General features: G+C 74.4%; 11 protein-coding genes. 8 read left to right on the top strand and 3 right to left on the bottom strand.

The features are described 5' to 3' along the window. Nucleotides 1–13 precede the first annotated feature (13 nt). Complete coding sequence (gene icmB, locus ABT095_RS09065; protein WP_350528655.1) at nt 14–421, top strand: coenzyme B12-dependent isobutyryl CoA mutase small subunit; 408 nt, start codon at nt 14–16, stop codon at nt 419–421. Here icmB and ABT095_RS09060 read toward each other — a convergent pair. Further along, on the bottom strand, nt 409–1,950 hold the full coding sequence (locus tag ABT095_RS09060; protein ID WP_350528654.1) for a DUF5691 domain-containing protein: 1,542 nt from the start codon (nt 1,948–1,950) through the stop codon (nt 409–411). The genes icmB and ABT095_RS09060 overlap by 13 nt on opposite strands. A 187-nt stretch (nt 1,951–2,137) precedes the next feature. Further along, entirely contained in the window at nt 2,138–3,445 is a 1,308-nt protein-coding gene (locus ABT095_RS09055; protein ID WP_350528653.1) for an SWIM zinc finger family protein, read from the bottom strand. Between the two features lie 193 nt (nt 3,446–3,638). Between ABT095_RS09055 and ABT095_RS09050 the strand changes: the two genes are divergently transcribed. The 5 genes from ABT095_RS09050 (at nt 3,639) to sucD (ending at nt 10,579) form a co-directional block, all read left to right on the top strand. Continuing rightward, on the top strand, nt 3,639–4,742 hold the full coding sequence (locus ABT095_RS09050; protein WP_350528652.1) for an ATP-binding protein: 1,104 nt from the start codon (nt 3,639–3,641) through the stop codon (nt 4,740–4,742). A 24-nt stretch (nt 4,743–4,766) separates the two neighbouring features. Beyond that, a complete protein-coding gene (locus ABT095_RS09045) occupies nt 4,767–6,968 on the top strand; it encodes a DUF5682 family protein (RefSeq protein ID WP_350528651.1) in 2,202 nt (733 codons plus the stop codon). Between the two features lie 71 nt (nt 6,969–7,039). Continuing rightward, entirely contained in the window at nt 7,040–8,173 is a 1,134-nt protein-coding gene (locus ABT095_RS09040) for a VWA domain-containing protein (protein ID WP_350528650.1), read from the top strand. A gap of 323 nt (nt 8,174–8,496) precedes the next feature. Further along, on the top strand, nt 8,497–9,675 hold the full coding sequence (gene sucC / locus ABT095_RS09035; protein ID WP_350528649.1) for an ADP-forming succinate--CoA ligase subunit beta: 1,179 nt from the start codon (nt 8,497–8,499) through the stop codon (nt 9,673–9,675). Nucleotides 9,676–9,691: 16 nt separating this feature from the next. Next, nucleotides 9,692–10,579 carry a succinate--CoA ligase subunit alpha gene (gene sucD, locus ABT095_RS09030; RefSeq protein ID WP_350528648.1) on the top strand — a complete coding sequence of 296 codons (888 nt, stop codon included), beginning with the start codon at nt 9,692–9,694 and terminating at the stop codon, nt 10,577–10,579. A 180-nt stretch (nt 10,580–10,759) separates the two neighbouring features. On the opposite strand, the gene ABT095_RS09025 is transcribed toward sucD, so the two are convergent. Further along, nucleotides 10,760–11,890: a sigma factor-like helix-turn-helix DNA-binding protein gene (locus ABT095_RS09025; RefSeq protein ID WP_350528647.1), complete on the bottom strand. Its 1,131-nt coding sequence runs from the start codon at nt 11,888–11,890 to the stop codon at nt 10,760–10,762. A 105-nt stretch (nt 11,891–11,995) separates the two neighbouring features. On the opposite strand from ABT095_RS09025, the gene ABT095_RS09020 reads away from it, so the two are divergent. Both ABT095_RS09020 and ABT095_RS09015 read left to right on the top strand, forming a co-directional pair. Continuing rightward, nucleotides 11,996–13,285 (top strand): cell division protein PerM, encoded by a 1,290-nt coding sequence (locus ABT095_RS09020; RefSeq protein ID WP_350528646.1) that lies wholly within the window; start codon nt 11,996–11,998, stop codon nt 13,283–13,285. Between the two features lie 150 nt (nt 13,286–13,435). Beyond that, nucleotides 13,436–16,384, top strand: coding sequence for a S53 family peptidase (locus ABT095_RS09015; RefSeq protein WP_350528645.1), 2,949 nt, complete (start codon nt 13,436–13,438; stop codon nt 16,382–16,384). The last annotated feature ends 36 nt before the right edge of the window (nt 16,385–16,420 follow it).

Genomic DNA, 16,420 nt, shown 5'->3' with positions numbered 1-16,420 from the left:
CTAGGAGGCAGTGATGGGTGTGTCAGGCCCGATCCGAGTGGTCGTCGCCAAGCCGGGGCTCGACGGGCACGACCGGGGCGCCAAGGTGATCGCGCGAGCGCTGCGCGACGCCGGTATGGAGGTCATCTACACCGGTCTGCACCAGACGCCCGAGCAGATCGTGGACACCGCCATCCAGGAGGACGCCGACGGTATCGGCCTGTCCATCCTCTCCGGCGCCCACATGACCCTGTGCGCCAAGGTGGTCGAGCTGCTCGCCGAGCGCGACGCGGCCGACATCAAGGTCTTCTGCGGCGGCATCATCCCGGACGACGACGTCCCGGAGCTGACCGCCCTCGGTGTCATCGGCATCTTCACCCCCGGCACCACGACCGCCGACATCATCACCTGGGTGCAGGACAACCTGCGTCAGCCGGCCTGACCCGCCAGCTCCAGCAGCATCGCCTCGCGGAACCGCAGCGTGCCCGCGAGGCGGGTGAAGGTCTCGGCCCAGGAGCTGTCCGGGCCGGCCCCGTCGGCCAGCTGCTCGACCGCCGGCGCGGTCTCGGGGGCGAGGGCCCGCTCGGTCATCCCCAGCACCCCGCTGTGGCTCCACGGGTAGGAGCCGGACGCGGCCGCACGCTGCAGGGCCGTCACCACGGCGGTGCTCAGCGGCGGCGTCCACGGCACCGCGCAGGCGCCCAGCGCCTGGAACGCCTCGCCGAGCCCGTGCCCGGCTATGTACGCCGCCGTCCAGGCGGCCCGCTCCTCGGGCGGCAGCACGGCGAGCAGCTTGGCGGCGGCGCCGGCCGTCCGCTCCTTCCTGCCCTTTCCGCTCTGCGGGGGCGCGCCGAGCAGGGCGCGGGCCCAGTCGGTGTCGTTCTGGCGGACGGCGGCGCGGGCCCAGCCCTCGTGCAGGTCCTCCGCCCAGTCGCCGTCCACCGGCAGCGCGAGCAGTCGCTCCGGGGTGAGCCCGGTGCCGGCCTGCCAGTGGCCGAGCGGGGTCGCCGCGATCACCTCGCCGAACCACCAGGCCCGCTCGCCGCGCCCGGTCGGTGACTTGGGCGGCACACCGTCGCGCTGCATCGCCGCGTCGCACTCGGTGGGCGGGGTGACGGTCAGTCGGCCTTCCCCGTACCGGACGGCGGCCCCGGCCCGCTCGGCCATCCGGGCGCCCAGCGCGGACCCGGGCAGGGTGGAGAGCAGCTCGGCGGCCATCGCGCGGACGTTCTTGCTGCGGTCGGTGAGGGCGCTCTCCAGGAACTCCTCGTCGGCGGGGCCCAGGCCCTCCTGCAGGGTGTCGAGGAACAGCAGCCTGTCCTCCGCGCGCTCGGCCGCCCAGGTCGAGCGCAGCAGCGCGAGCGCGGCGGCCGGATCGCGGCGGCGCAGCCGGGTCAGGTGGGTGACGCGCTCGGCGAACAGGCCCTCGTGCCAGAGCTGGTCGGTGGTCTCCGTCGTGCTCTCGGCCACCGTGCGGCTGACGTACCGCCAGTCGGGGTTGCGGTCGGCCAGCCAGTGGCCGAGCGGGCCGGCCAGGGTGACGGCGTCGGGGCGGAGCTCACTCCGGGCACGGGCCGCGTCGAGCAGCTCGGGGAGCAGGGCGGCCGGTGCACGGTATCCGCGGTCGCGGGCCGCCGTCAGCCACTGGGGGAGCAGCTCGCCGAGGTTGGCGCCGCTGCTCGCGCCCCGGTCGCCGAGGAGCAGGCGCAGGCGCCGGGTGGCCGCTTCCGGCAGCGCCGGGCGGGCGTCCGGGGCGGCGGGTTCGGGCCGCTCGACGGCAGGGTCGGGCGGAGCGGCCGCCCTCCGGCGGACGGTCTCCAGGGCGGCCAGATCGAGCAGCGCCCGGGCCGGGTCGGAGCGGTCGAGGGCTTCGGTGGCGGAGCGGTAGGCGGGGGAGCCCTGCGGGGTGGGGAGGGGGCGGCGGTCGGTGCCGAGCAGGGCGGCGGTCTGGAGGTCTTCCCAGGTGTTCAACGGTGGCTCCAAGTAGTTGAGTGGGCACCACCGGGGGCGCGGGGAACTGCGCGACCAGCCACGTGCGGCCTGCGGCCTTCCGCTTCGCGCAGTTCCCCGCGCCCCTGGATAGTGCAACTGGGGCAGAGCGTGTTGCTGCGGGAAGTGCATGGCTTGCCGCGCCGTTCCCCGCGCCCCCGGGGTTGCTCTAGCGGGTCAGGTTCACCGGCGCGCCCTCCGGTGTCCACGCCGTGACCGGGGCGAAGCCGGTGTGGCCGTGTTCGCCGAAGATGGTGACGGGGTGGCCGGCGGAGATGGCGGCGAGGCGCCAGAGTGCGGCGTCGGGGAGGCCGGCCCGGCGGACGGGGAGGCTGTGGTGGCCGTCGGTGAGGCGCCAGCCTTCGGGGGTGAGGACGGGGACGACGTCGGTCAGGGTGACCGGCCAGTGCTCCAGCCAGGGGTCGTCGGCGAGGGCTTCGCCGTAGGTGGCGGTGGCTTCGGCGGGGGTGAGGCCGGGCGGGGCGGTGGCGGCGGGCTCGGGGGCGCCGTGCCGGATGCCGAGCACGGCCCGCAGGGGGCGGGCACCGGGGTGGTAGGCGAGCTCGGCCTCGAGCAGGGTGCCGGTGGGCAGGGCGAGTTCGGGTGCGGTGCCGGGACGGCCGAAGGAGAGCAGCAGGGCCGGGCGCCCGGTCTTGGCGCCGCGCAGCCAGATCCGCCGGGTGGTGAGCGAGGTGTCCGCGCCGCCCTCGGGCCCGGTGGTCCGGGAGCCGAGCACGAGCCAGCGGTCCCGTACCGTCGGCCCGGCGAGCAGCTCGGCGGTGTCGGTGGTGAAGCCGACCCGGGTGCGGACGGTGGCCGCCAGCGGCTCGGGCAGCTCGCCGACCCGCTCGTACGCCCCGGCGAGCAGGTGCAGCAGGGCGTACTCGCCGAGCAGCCCGCCCTGCGGGGTCTCGTCCAACTGCCGTACCCGCCCGGCCAGTCCGGGCGCCTGGGCATCGACCATCCGGGCCGCGACCTCGCCCCAGCCGGCCCCGCTCGGCGCGGCCAGGCCGTGCCGGATGCGGTCGGTGAGCCGCAGCCGCAGCTCCTGCGCTCCCGCCGCGACCCGGCCGGCCCGCTGCTCGGCCCGGCGCCGGGCGGCGGCCGGATCGGCGGCGACGGCGGCCTTGGGGGCGCGCGGGGGCGCCTGGCGGCCGCGCAGCCAGTCGGCGGCCCAGTCGGGCGCCTCGGCGTCGGCCGGCAGGGCCGCGCCGCCGCTCCAGAGCAGCAGCAGGCCGAGCGCGTGCTTGCACGGGAACTTCCGGCTGGGGCAGCTGCACTTGTACGCGGGCCCGGCGAGGTCGATCACCGTGCGGTACGGCGTGCTGCCGCTGCCCTTGCAGAGCCCCCAGATCGCCCCCTGGGCCCAGCCGGTCCCTGACCAGGGGGCGGGTGCGGAGAGCTTGCCCGCCGCCTTGCAGGACGCCTGGTCGGGCGCGAGGGACAGGACGTGTTCGGTGCTCCAGCGTTCCTCCATACCGAGGACGCTAGGAGGGGCCACTGACACTCGCTCAGCTGTCCGGGGTGTTGTCAGTGGGGTGCGGCAGAGTGGTCGTCACGAGGCCGGGAGCAGCCGAGACGACGGATCAACTCCCCTGGCAGTACACCCCGTTCGACACCAAGGTCCTTGCCGCAGGTCTGCCCTGCGGCAGCCCCTAAGGAGTATTCCGATGACCACTCGTACGGGCGAGCCCACCGAGGTGCTCCGCGAGCACGCCGAGGACGCCTTCGCCGCCGAGCTGGCCGCCCTCGCGGCGCAGGACGACCGCCCGCGTCCCGAGCGCTGGCGGCTCTCGCCCTGGGCCGTCGCCACCTACCTGCTCGGCGGCGAGCTGCCCGACGGCACCGTGATCACCCCGAAGTACGTGGGTCCGCGCCGGATCGTCGAGGTGGCCGTCACCACGCTGGCCACCGACCGCGCCCTGCTGCTGCTCGGCGTGCCCGGCACCGCCAAGACGTGGGTCTCCGAGCACCTGGCCGCCGCCATCAGCGGGGACTCCACCCTGCTCGTCCAGGGCACCGCGGGTACCCCCGAGGAGGCCGTCCGGTACGGCTGGAACTACGCCCAGCTGCTTGCTCACGGCCCCAGCCGGGCGGCGCTGGTGCCCTCGCCGGTGATGCGGGCGATGGCGGACGGCAAGATCGCCCGGGTCGAGGAGCTCACCCGCATCCCGGCGGACGTGCAGGACAGCCTGATCACCATCCTGTCCGAGAAGACCCTGCCCGTCCCGGAGCTGGGCGGCGAGACCCAGGCCGTGCGCGGCTTCAACCTGATCGCCACCGCCAACGACCGCGACCGTGGCGTCAACGAGCTCTCCAGCGCGCTGCGCCGCCGGTTCAACACCGTCGTGCTGCCGCTGCCCGCCACCCTGGACGAGGAGGTGGACATCGTGGCCCGCCGGGTCTCCCAGCTCGGCCGCTCGCTCGACCTGCCCGAACTCCCGGGCGGCGCCGAGGAGATCCGCCGGGTGGTCACCGTCTTCCGCGAGCTGCGCGAGGGCGTCACCGCCGACGGCCGCACCAAGGTGAAGACCCCCAGCGGCACCCTCTCCACCGCCGAGGCGATCTCCGTGGTCACCAACGGCCTCGCCCTGGCCACCCACTTCGGCGACGGCGTGCTGCGCGCCGCCGACGTCACCACCGGCATAGCCGGCGCCGTGCTGCGCGACCCGGTGGCCGACCGCGCGGTGTGGCGCGAGTACGTCGAGGGCGTGGTGCGCGAGCGGGACGGCTGGAAGGACTTCTACCGAGCCGCCCGCGAGCACGCCAACTAGCAGCCCGTCCAGGAGGGGATTCTGATGAGCGCAGAGGTGCGCCTGCTCGGCGTGCGGCACCACGGGCCCGGTTCGGCCCGGGCGGTGGCCGCGGCGCTGGAGCGGCTGGAGCCCGACGCGGTGCTGATCGAGGGCCCGGCCGAGGCGGACGCGATCGCGGCGCTGGCCGGGGAGAAGGACATGGTGCCGCCGGTCGCGCTGCTGGCCCACGCGGTGGACGACCCGGCCCGGGCGGCGTTCTGGCCGTTCGCCGAGTTCTCCCCCGAGTGGGTCGCGCTGAAGTACGCCGTCGAGCGCGAGCTGCCGGTGCGCTTCATCGACCTGCCGGCCGCCCACAGCCTGGCCGAGGGAGCCCCGGCGCGCGAGGCCGGCGGGGGCGACCCGCTGGGCGGGCTCGCCCGGGCCGCCGGGTACGAGGACGCCGAGCGCTGGTGGGAGGACGTGGTCGAGCACCGCGCCGAGGAGGCCTTCGAGGCGGTGGCCGAGGCGATGACGGCGGTGCGGGGCGACAGCTGCGACCCCCGGGACGCGCTGCGCGAGGCGTACATGCGCCAGCAGATCCGGGCCGCCCGCCGGGCCGGGCACCAGCGGATCGCCGTGGTCTGCGGCGCCTGGCACGTGCCCGCGCTGGCCACCACGCCGACCGTCGCGCACGACAGGGCGGTGCTGGCCGGGCTGCCGAAGAAGACCAAGGTCGAGATCACCTGGGTGCCCTGGACGCACCGGCGCCTCTCCCAGCACACCGGCTACGGCGCGGGCATCGACTCGCCCGGCTGGTACCACCACCTCTTCACCGCCCCCGAGGCCGACCCGCTGCCGCGCTGGATCACCCGGGCCGCCGAGCTGCTGCGCGCCGAGGACCACCCGGTCTCCTCCGCGCACGTGATCGAGGCAGTCCGGCTGGCCGCCACCCTGGCCGTGATGCGCGGCCGCCCGCTGGCCGGGCTCACCGAGACGCTGGACGCGATCCGCTCGGTGCTGTGCGACGGCTCGGACGTCGCCCTCGCGCTGGTGCAGGAGCGCCTGGTGGTCGGCGACGCGCTCGGCGAGGTGCCGGACTCGGCGCCCACCGTGCCGCTGCAGCGCGACCTGGCCCGGCTGCAGCGCTCGCTGCGGCTGAAGCCCGAGGCCGAGGAGCGCGTGCTCGACCTGGACCTGCGCAAGGAGCTGGACGCCTCCCGATCGGTGCTGCTGCACCGGCTGCGGCTGCTCGGCATCGACTGGGGCGCCCCGGCCCGCTCGGCCACCGGCTCCACCGGCACCTTCCGGGAGACCTGGCGGCTGCACTGGGAGCCCGAGTACGCCGTCCGGGTGGTCGAGGCCGCCCAGTGGGGCACCACGGTCGAGGACGCGGCGGCGGGCAAGGCGGTCGAGACCGCCCTGACCACGCCCGAGCTGCCCGCCCTGACGGCCCTGGCCGAGCGCTGTCTGCTGGCCGGGCTGCCGGGTGCGCTGCCCGCCGTGCTGAAGGTGCTCGGCGACCGCGCCGCGCTGGACACCGACGTGGCCGAGCTGGCCGCCGCGCTGCCCGCCCTGGTGCGGGCCCTGCGGTACGGCGACGTCCGGGGCACGGACGCCGGCGGGCTCGAGCACGTGGCGGGGGCGCTCGCCGACCGGGTCTGCGTGGGCTTCGCGCCCGCCTGCACCGGGCTGGACGCGGCCGGGGCCGTCCTGATGCGCGGTCATCTGGACGCCGTGCAGGGCGCCGTCACGCTGCTGGGGGACGCCGAGCTGGCCGAGCGGTGGGCGGGGGCGCTGCACTCGCTGGCCCGGCGCGAGCCGAGCGGCGGCCCGGCGACGGGCGTGCCCGGGCTGCTGCGCGGCCGGGCGGTGCGGCTGCTGCTGGACGACGGCCGGGTCGACTCGGCGGAGGCCGGGCGGCGGATGGGGCTGGTGCTCTCGGTCGCGGCGGCTCCGGCGGACGCGGCGGGGTGGGTGGAGGGGTTCCTCGCCGGGGGCGGGGCGCTGCTGCTGCACGATCCGGTGCTGTTGGGGTTGTTGGACGAGTGGCTGTGCGGCGTCCCGGACGGGGTCTTCACGGATGTGCTGCCGTTGCTGCGGCGGACGTTCGCGACGCTGGAGGCCGGGGTCCGGCGGACGGTGGGGGAGCGGGTGGCGGCGGGGCCGCTCGGGGCCGCGCCGGTGAGTGCCGTCGCGGTGGAGCTCGATGAGGTGCTGGCCGATGCGGTGCTTCCTACGTTGGCGCGGCTTCTGGGCGTCGGTTAGGTACCGGTCCGTGCCTGCCGATCCGCGCAGTTCCTCGCGCCCCTGACGTTTGCAACTGGACGGAGTATCGAATGGCTATGACTCAGAACGACGAACGGCTGCGGCGGTGGCGGCTGGTGCTCGGGGGCGAAGGTGAGAGCACCGGGTGCCGGCTGACCGGGCGGGATGCCGGGATGGACGGGGCGTTGGCCGCGCTGTACCGGGGGGAGGGGGAGCGGTCGGCCGGGTTGGGCGGGTCGGCGCCGCAGGTGGCGCGGTGGCTGGGGGACATCCGGGAGTACTTCCCGACCACCGTGGTGCAGCTGATGCAGCAGGACGCGATCTCCCGGCTGGGGCTGGACCGGCTGCTGCTCGAGCCGGAGATGCTGGCGGCGGTCGAGCCGGACGTCCACCTGGTCGGCACGCTGCTCTCGCTCAAGAACGCCATCCCGGAGACCACCCGGGAGTCGGCCCGGGCGGTGGTCGCCAAGGTGGTCGCCGATCTGGAGCGCCGGCTGGCGGACCGGACCAGGGCGACCCTCGGCGGTGCGCTGGACCGCAGTGCCAAGGTCAACCGGCCGCGTCACCGGGACATCGACTGGGACAGCACCATTCGGGCGAACCTCAAGAACTATCTGCCGGAGCAGCGGACGGTCGTCCCCGAGCGGCTGGTCGGCTACGCCCGGGCGCAGCGGGCGGTGAAGAAGGAGGTGATCCTCTGCATCGACCAGTCGGGCTCGATGGCGGCCTCGGTGGTGCACTCGGCGGTGTTCGGCGCGGTGCTGGCCTCGATGAAGAGCCTGAGCACCCGGCTGGTGGTCTTCGACACCTCGGTGGTCGACCTGACCGAGCATCTGACCGATCCGGTGGACGTGCTGTTCGCGACCCAGCTCGGCGGCGGCACCGACATCAACCGGGCGCTGGCCTACTGCCAGTCGAAGATCACCCGACCGGCCGAGACCATCGTGGTGCTGATCAGCGACCTGTACGAGGGCGGAATCCGGGCCGAGATGCTCAAGCGGGTGGCCGCGATGAAGGCGGCCGGCGTGCAGTTCGTCGCACTGCTCGCGCTCTCCGACGAGGGCGCCCCTTCGTACGACCACGCCCATGCCGCCGCCCTGGCGGAGCTGGGCGCCCCGGCCTTCGCCTGCACCCCGGACGCCTTCCCGGACATCATGGCCGCCGCGATCCAGAAGCAGCCGCTGCCGGTGCCCCGCTCGCTGTGAACCTGCTTCCGGGCCTGGCGGCCCAGAACTGACATTCGCCGTGTCCACCTGACGGACTAGCGATGACCTGTGGATGCGTTCGCCCGTTGTGACGGTTCTCACCAAAGCCGAGCGGGCCCTGGGCGGAACCAGCCCGCCCAGCGGGGATAACCTGCCAGACGGACGTGACGCGCGTGTTGATTGACGTGTGCGCCCGTGGCTGTGCGGGCCGTAAGGCCGATGTCTCTGCGTACCCGCACCAGCCCCGACGACCCGCAGCGAAGATCCTGCCGTGGCACGCTCGTAGAGACACAATCCGCGACCACGAACAAGGACGAACACACGTGGACCTGTTCGAGTACCAGGCGAGGGACCTCTTCGCCAAGCACGGTGTGCCCGTGCTTGACGGTGATGTCATCGAGACCCCGGAAGCCGCTCGCGCCATCGCCGAGCGCTTCGGCGGCCGTGCCGTCGTCAAGGCTCAGGTGAAGGTCGGCGGCCGTGGCAAGGCCGGTGGCGTCAAGCTCGCCGCCGACCCGGCCGACGCCGTTGCCAAGGCCACCGACATCCTCGGTATGGACATCAAGGGCCACACCGTTCACAAGGTGATGCTGGCCCAGACGGCGGACATCAAGGACGAGTACTACGTCTCGTTCCTGCTGGACCGCACCAACCGCACCTTCCTGGCGATGGCCAGCGTCGAGGGCGGCGTGGAGATCGAGGTCGTCGCCGAGGAGAACCCCGACGCGCTCGCCAAGATCCCGGTCGACGCCAACGAGGGCTGCACCCCGGCCAAGGCCGCCGAGATCGTCGCCGCGGCGAAGTTCCCGGCCGAGGTCGCCGACCAGGTCGCCGACGTCCTGGTCAAGCTGTGGGAGGTCTTCATCAAGGAGGACGCCCTCCTTGTCGAGGTCAACCCGCTGATCAAGTCCGGCGAGGGCAAGATCATCGCGCTCGACGGCAAGGTCTCCCTGGACGAGAACGCCGAGTTCCGTCAGCCGGAGCACGAGGCGCTCGAGGACAAGGCCGCGGCCAACCCGCTCGAGGCCGCTGCCAAGGCCAAGGGCCTCAACTACGTCAAGCTCGACGGTGAGGTCGGCATCATCGGCAACGGCGCGGGTCTCGTCATGAGCACCCTGGACGTCGTCGCGTACGCCGGCGAGAGCCACGGCAACGTCAAGCCCGCCAACTTCCTCGACATCGGTGGCGGCGCCTCCGCCGAGGTCATGGCGAACGGCCTGGAGATCATCCTGGGCGACGCGGACGTCAAGTCCGTCTTCGTCAACGTCTTCGGTGGCATCACCGCCTGTGACGCGGTCGCCAACGGCATCGTCCAGGCGCTGGCCCTGCTCGAGGAGAAGGGCGAGGCCGTCACCAAGCCGCTCGTCGTCCGCCTCGACGGCAACAACGCCGAGCTGGGTCGCAAGATCCTGACCGACGCCAACCACCCGCTGGTCGAGCAGGTGGACACCATGGACGGCGCTGCTGACCGCGCCGCCGAGCTCGCGAACGCCGCGAAGTAAGGAAGGGGACAACACCATGGCTATCTTCCTTACCAAGGACAGCAAGGTCATCGTCCAGGGCATGACCGGCTCCGAGGGCATGAAGCACACCCGCCGCATGCTCGCCTCGGGCACCCAGATCGTCGGTGGCGTGAACCCGCGCAAGGCCGGCACCACCGTTGACGTCGACGGCACCGAGGTGCCCGTCTTCGGCTCCGTCGCCGAGGCCATGGAGAAGACCGGCGCCGACGTCTCGGTCATCTTCGTCCCGCCGGCGTTCACCAAGAGCGCCGTGGTCGAGGCGATCGACGCCGAGATCCCGCTCGCGGTCGTCATCACCGAGGGTGTCCCGGTCCACGACTCGGCCTCCTTCTGGGCGCACGCCGGTGCCAAGGGCAACAAGACCCGCATCATCGGCCCGAACTGCCCCGGCCTGATCTCCCCCGGACAGTCCAACGCGGGCATCATCCCGGCGGACATCACCACCCAGGGCCCGATCGGCCTGGTCTCGAAGTCCGGCACCCTGACCTACCAGCTCATGTACGAGCTGCGTGACCTGGGCTTCTCGTCCGGCGTCGGCATCGGTGGGGACCCGGTCATCGGCACCACCCACATCGACGCCCTCGCGGCGTTCGAGGCGGACCCCGACACCAAGCTCATCGTCATGATCGGTGAGATCGGTGGCGACGCCGAGGAGCGTGCCGCGGCCTACATCGCCGAGCACGTCACCAAGCCGGTCGTCGGCTACGTCGCGGGCTTCACCGCCCCCGAGGGCAAGACCATGGGCCACGCCGGCGCCATCGTCTCCGGCTCCTCCGGCACCGCCGCGGCCAAGAAGGAGGCCCTCGAGGCCGCCGGCGTCAAGGTCGGCAAGACGCCGTCCGAGACCGCCCGCCTGGCGCGCGAGCTCTTCAACGCGCTCTAAGCAGCACAGCTGCCACACCTGAGGCCCGTCGCACGCACTGCGTGCGGCGGGCCTCGGCCATTTCTTCAGGGCGCGAGGCTGCGCTGATCGTTCCGCGAAGGGTCAGTTGCACTATCAGGGGCGCGAGGAACTGCGCGAAGCGGGAGGCCGCAGGCCGTTCGTGGCTGGCAGCGCACGCAGTTAATGAGCAGAGCCCCGCGCCCCTGGGTGCTGCCCACAGATCCGCAGCGGGCCGCAAGACACCGTGGCATGGGGCTCAGGATGCTTCAGGAAGTCCGTGGGCCGGGCCGGGGCGTCCGGGGGCGGTTCCGCCGAAGGGGCTGAGGCGGCCGGTGGGTGGTGGAGGTGGGCGGAGGGGCCGTTGCCCGTCAGGGTGGCGATCATGGCTGTGCCGACGGCCAGGGTGAGGAGGCCGGCGGCGGCGGTGGGCAGGCCCGCGCGGAGGTGGCCGAGCAGGCGCAGTCGCAGGGCGGCGGGCCGCCGGGGTGCGGGGCAGCCCCGTACGGCCGCGCCGTGCAGCAGGGCGCTCAGCCGCTCGCCGAAGCCGGGGGCCAGCGGGTCAGGCCCGACCAGGTCCGGTACGGCGGCCGCGAGGGCGGCCCGGCCGGCCCGGATCCGGCCCTCGGCGGCGGGCGTGCTGGACTCGACCTCCGTTGCGACCACGGCGGCCGGCAGGCCGAGCCCGTCGTGCAGCACCAGGGCCCGCCGCTGCGGCCGCGGCAGCCGCCGCAGCGCCCTGAGCAGCGCCCGGTCCCGCGCGGGCTGCGCCTGCTCCGGATGGACGTGGATGCGGCGACGGGGCAGCCGGAGCCGGTGGGCCCGGCGGGGGCCGCCCCGGCGCCAGGGGGAGAGGGCCCGCTCGAAGGCGTGCGCCCGGACCCAGGCCTCCGGATCCCCGGTGACGGAGCGCCAGCGGTGGCCGGCCTCGGCCAGGGCCAGCCGGACGCAGTGCTTCGCCCGGTGGCGGCGGCCGGTGAGCAGGAAGGTCTGCTGGACCAGCCGGGCGTGCGCAGCCTCGACCAGGCCCCCGAACGAGACCTCGAACGAGACCTCGAACGGGGCCTCGACGGCGGGTGCGGGAGCAGCGGCGGTCGGCACCGCGAGGGCGGTGGCCACCTCCGCGCGGGTGCGGACGCCGAGCTTGCGCAGGGCGCGGTGCAGCAGGACCCGGGTGGTGTCCGGCGGGAGGCCGAGGGCGTGGGCGATCACCGGAGTCGGGTGGCCGGCCGCGAGGAGGGCGAGGGCCTGGGCCTCACGCGGTGTCAGCAGCCGGGCGCCGGACGGCCGATGGGGGCGGACCAGGGTGGTCATCGGTCCGGCCAAGGGGCCTGGGCTCGCATTGGACACATAAACGAATAATCCGGGACACGGCGGAGATTCGCCGCTTCACGGGGCACAACGGGTGACCTTGGCAGCATGACCCCCATGACTCAGCTGATGGGCCGTCCGATCCTCGGCCTGCCGGGCGAGCTGGGAGCCCGCTCCGTGCTCGCCGACCTGCTGGCCGGAGTCCGCACGGCGCTGCTCGGCCTCGCGGTGGTGGCGGCCCCCGTGTACGGGCTCTGGGTGCTCGCGCCGTACGCGGACGACACCGCCGCCAGCGCCGGACGGCTCACCTGCGCGCTCTGGCTGCTCGGCCACGGCGCCCCGCTGACCAGGGGCGAGGCGGCCGCGCCGCTGACCCTCACCCCGCTGCTGCCCACCCTCCTCGCCGTGACCCTGCTGCACCGGGCGGGCCTGCGCTGCGGCCGGCGCGGACGCCCCAGCTGGCGCGCCCCCTCGGCGCTGTGCGCCGGGTACCTGCTGGCGGCGGCCGGCGCCGTCACCCAGTGCACCACCGCCGGCCTGCTGCGGGCCCGGCCGCTGCCCGACCTGCTGGCCGTCGCCGCACTCGCCGCGGCGGCCGTGGGCTCGGGGTACCTGCGCGCGGCGCCGCTCGACCTGCCCGGCCGGCTGCCCCACTGGCTCTGGCCCCCGGGGGCCGGCCCGGTGGTCGGCCGGGCCGCCGCCGCGGGCGGGTACGGGCTGGTGGCGGGCGGTGCGCTGGTGCTGCTGGCGGCGCTGCTGCTCGGGGCGGGCGCGGCCGGGCACTCGGCGGCCGGGCTGGGCGGCGGGGTCGCCGGGTACACCGCCCTGCTGCTCAGCAGCGCCTGCTACCTGCCGGACGCGGTGGTGTGGGGCGGCGCGTACGCGCTCGGGCCGGGCTTCGCGGTGGGGGCCGGTACGGCGGTGGGGCCGGCCGGGGTGCGGCTCGGCGCGGTGCCGGACTTCCCGCTGTTCGCCCTGCTGCCGGACGGTACGGAGAGCACGGCCGGCGGCTGGCGGCTGGCCGTGCTCGGGCTGCCGCTGCTGGCGGGCGTGGTGCCGGCGCTCGTGCTGCGGCGGGCGCGGGCGGCCGGGGCTCCGGACGGCCGGCCGGGCCGCTGGCACCCGGTGGCCACCGCCGTCGCCGCGCTGACGGCGGCCCTGCTGGTCGGCGCCGCCGCCGCACTGGCGAGCCACCTCGCCGCCGGCGCCCTGGCCCCGGGCCGGATGCGCCAGCTGGGCCCGAGTGCCTGGCGGACGGCCCTCGCCGCCACGGTCTGGACCGCCGCCGTGACGCTCCCCGGCGCCTACCTGCCCCGCCTCGCCCCGGCCGGCTGGGCCGTCCGCCGGACCGTGTACCGCGCGGTGTGCCTGCCCGCGCCGCGCCGAGGCCAGGGCTGACCTGCGGCGTTCCAGCATGGCTGGACAGGAGCGCCGCACTGTCCGTCTTAGCTGATAAAAAGCTTGCAAGGGGGGATTTCTGACGGTGGCTCAGGAGTACTGTCCGGAGTTCCGCATGTCCCCATCACGGTTACCCCAAGGAGACCGCGGATGTCCGTTCCACACATACGAGCGCTGGCCAGACGCGCGAGCACGCTCGCCGTCGTGACCGCCGCTCTGGTGGCCGGGGCCGGCCTGCCGGCCGCCACGGCCGCCACGCCCGGCGCCACCGCCCAGATCGGCGCCGCCCCGCGGCCGCTGCCGGACGGGGCCGTCCAGGCCGCCGCCCCGGCGGACAGCACGCCGCTCGACCTGTCGGTCAGCCTCGCGCTGCGCGACGCGGCCGGTGCGCAGGCGCTGGCCGCGGCCGTCACCGACCCGGCCTCGGCGCAGTACCACCACTTCCTGGCCACGGGTGAGTTCGCGCAGCGCTTCGGCGCGGACGCGGCCACCGTCGCCAAGGTGACCCGGGCGCTCGAGGACGCGGGCCTGAAGCCCGGCGCCCTGGGGGCCGACGGTCTGACCATCCCGGTGCACACCACCGTCGCGGGCGCCAAGAAGGCCTTCGGCGTCGGCTTCGCCGGGTACCGGCTGGCGGACGGCCGCTCCGGCTTCCGCAACACCGGGGCCCCCTCGCTGCGCGCCGACGCGGCCCCGGCCGTGGTCGCGGTGACCGGCCTGGACACGCTGACCGACCTGAAGGCCCACCACCAGGAGCCCAAGGCCGCGCCGAGGGCCAAGACGGGGGCCAAGGCCGGCACCGGCGTCTCGGCGTCCGCGGCCTACCCGCAGCTCTGCGCCGACGTGCGGGACTACTACGCGGGCTACGACTACCTGGACGGCCGGGACTACTTCAGCCCCACCTCGCTGGCCCAGGTCTACGGCATGAACGGCCTGAACGACGGCGGCGCCGGGACGACGGTGGCGATCATGTCGCTGGAGTCCTACTCGCCCGACGGCTACCGGACCTTCGAGAACTGCTACGGCATCAACTCGCCGCTGGAGACCGTCCTGGTCGGCAGCGGCGCCCGCACCCCGGCGGACGACACGAACGTGGGCCTCGAGGCGGCGCTCGACATCGACACCGTGGTCGGCCTGGCGCCCAAGGCGAAGGTGCTCTTCTACCAGGGCCGGGACGCCAAGAGCACGGGCTTCACCTACGACGACCTGCTGAACACCTACCGGCAGATCGTGAACGACAACCGGGCCGACGTAATCTCATCCAGCTGGGGCGAGTGCGAGGGCACGATGGACGCCGGCGTCCGCGCGGCCGAGGGCCCGATCTTCCTGCAGGCGGCCCTGCAGGGGCAGTCGGTGTACTCCGCGGCCGGGGACTACGGCTCCACCGACTGCTACCGGCAGGAGAGCAAGCCGGACAGCGTGCGCCAGTCCCAGAGCGTCGACGACCCGTCCGGGCAGCCGTACGTCACGGCCGTCGGCGGCACCAGCCTCTCCGGCACGCTGAGCAGCCCCACCGAGGAGGTGTGGAACGACGGTGACGGCGCCGGTGGTGGCGGCCTCTCGCACAACACCCTCTCCGGCACGGGCAACTACCAGGCCGGCTTCACCGGGCCCGGCTACGGCAACGTGTGCTTCGCCGGTCCCGGCTCGGCCTGCCGCCAGGTGCCGGACGTCGCGGCCGTCGCGGACCCGGGGACGGGCTACCTGCTGGCGGTCGGCACCGACTCCTGGCGGATCATCGGCGGCACCTCCGGTGCGGCCCCGCTCTGGGCGGCCGTGACCGCGCACGTGGACGCCGCGGCCACCTGCACCGGCCGGGTCGGCCTGGTGAACTCCCAGCTCTACGCGGCGGCCAAGGCCGGCCGCAGCCCGCTGAAGGACATCGCCTCCGGCAACAACGACCTCGGCTTCCTGGGCGGCAAGTTCGCCGCCGCCGCGGGCTACGACATGGCGACGGGTCTGGGCACGCCGAAGGGCGACCAGCTGGTCGGCGCGCTGTGCATGCCGGCGGCCACCTACGTCCCGGTGACGCCGAAGCGCATCCTGGACACCCGTAACGGCACCGGCAGGGGCCAGGTCGGGGCGATGGCCACGGTCGACCTGAAGGTGGGCGGCCAGGGCGGTGTGCCGACCTCGGGTGTCACGGCCGTGGTGCTCAACACGACGGTGGCCGACACGGCGTCGGCCGGGTACCTGACGGCCTACCCGGCCGCGACCAGGCGCCCGCTCTCCTCGAACCTGAACTGGACCCAGGGCGCCGTGGTGCCGAACCTGGTGACGGTGCCGGTCAGCACGGACGGCACCGTGTCGCTGTTCAACGGCTCCTGGGGCAGCTCCGACTTCATCGCGGACGTGGCGGGGTACTACACCACGGGCGGCACGGGCTCCAAGCTGGCGCCGCTGGCGCCGAAGCGCCTCCTGGACACCCGTAACCACACCGGGCACGGCACGGTGGCCACCAAGACCGGTGTGTCGCTGCAGATCGCGGGCGCCGGAGGGGTGCCGCCGACCGGGGCGACCGCCGCGGTGCTGAACGTGACGGCGGTGGACACGGCCTCGGGCGGCTATCTGACGGTGTACCCGTCGGGCGTGGACCGCCCGCTGGCGTCCAACCTTAACTGGACGACCGGCCAGGTGGTGCCGAACGCGGTGATCGTGCCGATCGGTTCGGACGGCAGGATCGAGCTGTACAACGGCTCCTGGGGCTCGATGGACATCGTGGTGGACATCGCGGGCTACTTCTCCCCGACGGCCACCGGCGGCAAGTTCCAGGCCGTGAAGCCGGCCCGGCAGATCGACACCAGGCAGGGCTACGGGCGGATGACCGACGGCCGGGTGCTGGCGCTCGGGCTGTCGGTGCCGTCGACCGCGACCTCGGCGGTGCTGAACGTGACCGTCACCGGGCCGGCCTCCCCGGGGTACCTCACCGCCTGGCCGGACGGCTCGGGCAAGCCGCTGGTGTCCAGCCTGAACTGGGTGGCGGGCAGCACGATCGCCAACCAGGTGACGGTGCCGGTCCACAACGGCAAGGTGGACCTGACGGCCGTCGGCGGCGCGCCGAACGTGGTGGTCGACCTGTTCGGCTACTACAGCAGCTGACCGCTGCCACCCAGGTGCCCTCCCCGCGAACCGGCG

The organism is Kitasatospora sp. NPDC002227, from assembly GCF_040296285.1.
Taxonomy (GTDB): Bacteria; Actinomycetota; Actinomycetes; order Streptomycetales; family Streptomycetaceae; genus Kitasatospora.
The sequence above is the reverse complement of the archived record's forward strand: the minus strand, read 5'-3'. Positions and strand labels throughout refer to the sequence as shown.